The organism is Mesorhizobium sp. M2C.T.Ca.TU.002.02.1.1 (assembly GCF_003997225.1).
The window spans coordinates 1-2514 of the sequence record NZ_RZTO01000860.1; the positions used below are offsets into that span (position 1 = coordinate 1).

Below are 2514 nucleotides of genomic sequence, written 5' to 3' on the forward strand. Positions count from 1 at the left end.
TGTCGTCGATGCCGGCCTCGATCTCGTCGAACTTGAAGGCCGAAGCCTCGGCGGCGCGCGCCTCGTCGGCGGCGATCAGCGCCAGCGGGCTGACGGTGGCGGCGATGGCCGAGACGGCCAGCGAACCCATGAGAAAACCACGGCGCGAGAAGCGCGCGGCGATGATCTCACCCATTGTGCGGTTGTCGGTCGGGTTGACGGGCGCGCCGTCATTGTCCTCGAGCTGGCTGCTGCGGAAACGGGTCTCAGGGGTCGCGGTCATGGTGTTCCTCTGGCTTCTTGAGGTGGCTGGGATTTGACCTTTCGACCCCTAAAGCGCCCCGATCACATTTTCGTGACATTGCTTCGGCGTAGCCCTTGGCGATTGGCGAAACCGTCGATGTCGGCCGCTTTCTCCCCGTCGCTATACGGGGAGAAATGCCCGGCAGGGCAATGAGGGGCAGCGCCGACCTAGCAAACAGAGGCGCCGTGACGATCAATTCCAGCAAAGGCACTGCGGTATGTGATGCTGATGGCCAATGTCAGCGCCGCCCCTCATCCGCCTGCCGGCACCTTCTCCCCGTATAGTGACGGGGAGAAGGAAGCTGGCCGCCGCCAGCTTGACGGCCTCGTCCGCTTCGGAAACAAGGGCTGCGGCCGGCGTGGCGACGGCGCTTGAAAAAGGGGACGGCGGGTGAGTTTCTGGGGACTGGCGCAGCTCTGCATTTCGACCGTGATGTTCGTGCTGGCGGCGATGGCGGCCAAGCAATGGGGGCTGGCGCCGAGCCTCGCCAAGCTGCTTTTGACGTTGGCGCTCTATACGGCCGGCAATCTGGTCATGCTGAGGCTGGTGCGCGAATTCGGCATGTCGGTGTCGTTCAGCCTGTCGGCGGTGATCCAGCTCGTCGCGGTCAATGTCGTGGCGCTCGCTTTCTTCGGCGAACGGCTCAATGCCTTGCAGGCGACCGGCATGGTGCTGGCGATCGCCGCCGTCGCCCTGATCACGCTCGGGCCCTATATGCAGCGGCTGTAGCGGGATCAAAGGCTCGCATGAAACCGATCGCCAACGCGCTGCTCAACAAGTTGGAATTTCCGGTGCTGCTGGCCGGGCTGGTGATTGCGGGCGGGCTATGGGGCCTGGTGGAACTGATCGAGCTGGCGCGCGCCACGACCCCGCACGCCTTCGACACGGAAATCCTGCTCGCCTTCCGGCATGCCGGGCAGCCGGATAGTCCGATCGGTCCGTCCTGGCTGGAAGGCGCGGTGCGCGACGTCACCGCGCTCGGCAGCACCGTCGTGCTGGTGCTGATCACGACGGCGACCATCGTCTATCTGCTCTTGATCCGCAGACCTACGACAGCGCTGTTCATGTTCGCGGCGGTGGCGGGCGGGCAAGTGCTCTCCAGCCTGCTCAAGCTGGAGGTCGACCGGCCGCGGCCCGACCTCGTTTCGCATCTCGTCAACGAGACGTCGCTGTCATTCCCAAGCGGCCACGCGATGCTCTCGGCCGTGACCTATCTGACGCTTGGCTCATTGGCCGCGCGCTTCCTGCCAGACCGCAGGACGAAGATTTTCGTGCTCGGCCTCGCCGTGCTCACCACGGTGCTGGTCGGCACCAGCCGCGTCTATCTCGGCGTGCACTGGCCCTCCGACGTGCTTGCCGGCTGGTGCGCGGGCTTTGCCTGGGCCATGCTGTGCTGGCTTGCGGCGCGCCTGCTGCAACGGCGCAAAGTGGTGGCCGACAGCGACTAAGTGATGGCAAAAGCGTATAAAATGATGCTTGAGGCATTGTAATATCTACAATACACATCTTTCGTAGATTCAGGGACAGGTTCTGGCCGATGATCACTGCCGCACAGATGCGCGCCGCGCGGGCGTTGACAGGCATCGACCAGAAGACGCTCGCCGAGCGCGCCGGGGTCTCGCTGCCGACGATCCAGCGCATGGAAGCGAGCGGCGGCGTCGTCCGGGGCGTGGTCGACACCCTGATGAAGGTCATCCAGGCGCTCGACGAGGCGGGTGTCGAGTTGATCGGCGAGAACCAGGCCAGCGAGCGCGGCGGCAGGGGCGTGCGCCTCAAGGCAACCCCGGCGCAGAACCCGCAAGCCTAGAGCGTTTTCGCCGTTTCAAGGAAACGGTGAAACGCCCTATCTGGTTGTTTTTACGCAATTCCGGACGGAAAACCGCTTACGCTTTTCCTGGAATTGCTGTGAGCGGCGTCATTCACATCGCCGCTTCGATCGGTTCGGCAAGCTTCGGATTGGCGCGCGCGGCGATCAGGCAGCCGGCGACGATAAGGCCTGCCCCCGCCAGCGTGGTCCAGGCCACCTTCTCGCCGAAGAAGAACCAGCCAAGCGCGATCGCCCAGATGAAGGCCGAGTATTCGGTCGGGATCAGATATTGCGCTTCGGCACGCGCATAGGACCAGCTCATCAGGAATTGTCCGGCAAGCGAAAGCAGCGCCACCCCGGCCAAGGGAAGCCAGAGATCGCCCGGCAGCGCGATCGCGAGCCACGGTGCTGCGAGGCCGAGGAT

4 protein-coding genes and 1 pseudogene are annotated in these 2514 nt (G+C 64.4%); 3 read left to right on the plus strand and 2 right to left on the minus strand.

The genetic code is table 11. The features are described from left to right. Nucleotides 1–262, minus strand: a pseudogene (locus EOD07_RS30535) (dTDP-glucose 4,6-dehydratase); the annotation flags it as partial. A 411-nt stretch (nt 263–673) separates the two neighbouring features. Here EOD07_RS30535 and EOD07_RS30540 point away from each other — a divergent pair. The 3 genes from EOD07_RS30540 to EOD07_RS30550 all read left to right on the plus strand — a co-directional run bounded on the left by EOD07_RS30540 (nt 674) and on the right by EOD07_RS30550 (nt 2090). Beyond that, nucleotides 674–1012, plus strand: coding sequence for a hypothetical protein (locus EOD07_RS30540; protein ID WP_040984852.1), 339 nt, complete (start codon nt 674–676; stop codon nt 1010–1012). A 17-nt stretch (nt 1013–1029) separates the two neighbouring features. Beyond that, nucleotides 1030–1731: a phosphatase PAP2 family protein gene (locus EOD07_RS30545; RefSeq protein ID WP_127237955.1), complete on the plus strand. Its 702-nt coding sequence runs from the start codon at nt 1030–1032 to the stop codon at nt 1729–1731. An 89-nt stretch (nt 1732–1820) separates the two neighbouring features. After that, nucleotides 1821–2090 (plus strand): helix-turn-helix transcriptional regulator, encoded by a 270-nt coding sequence (locus EOD07_RS30550; RefSeq protein ID WP_127237956.1) that lies wholly within the window; start codon nt 1821–1823, stop codon nt 2088–2090. Nucleotides 2091–2202: 112 nt separating this feature from the next. Here the strand turns inward: EOD07_RS30550 and EOD07_RS30555 are convergent. After that, a partial coding sequence (locus EOD07_RS30555; RefSeq protein WP_164772692.1) for a DMT family transporter occupies nt 2203–2514 on the minus strand: 312 nt, incomplete at its 5' end.

Coding starts and splice junctions, on each gene's coding strand:
- EOD07_RS30545 (WP_127237955.1), top strand. CDS start 1,030: ATGAAACCGATCGCCAACGCGCTGCTCAACAAGTTGGAATTTCCGGTG.
- EOD07_RS30550 (WP_127237956.1), top strand. CDS start 1,821: ATGATCACTGCCGCACAGATGCGCGCCGCGCGGGCGTTGACAGGCATC.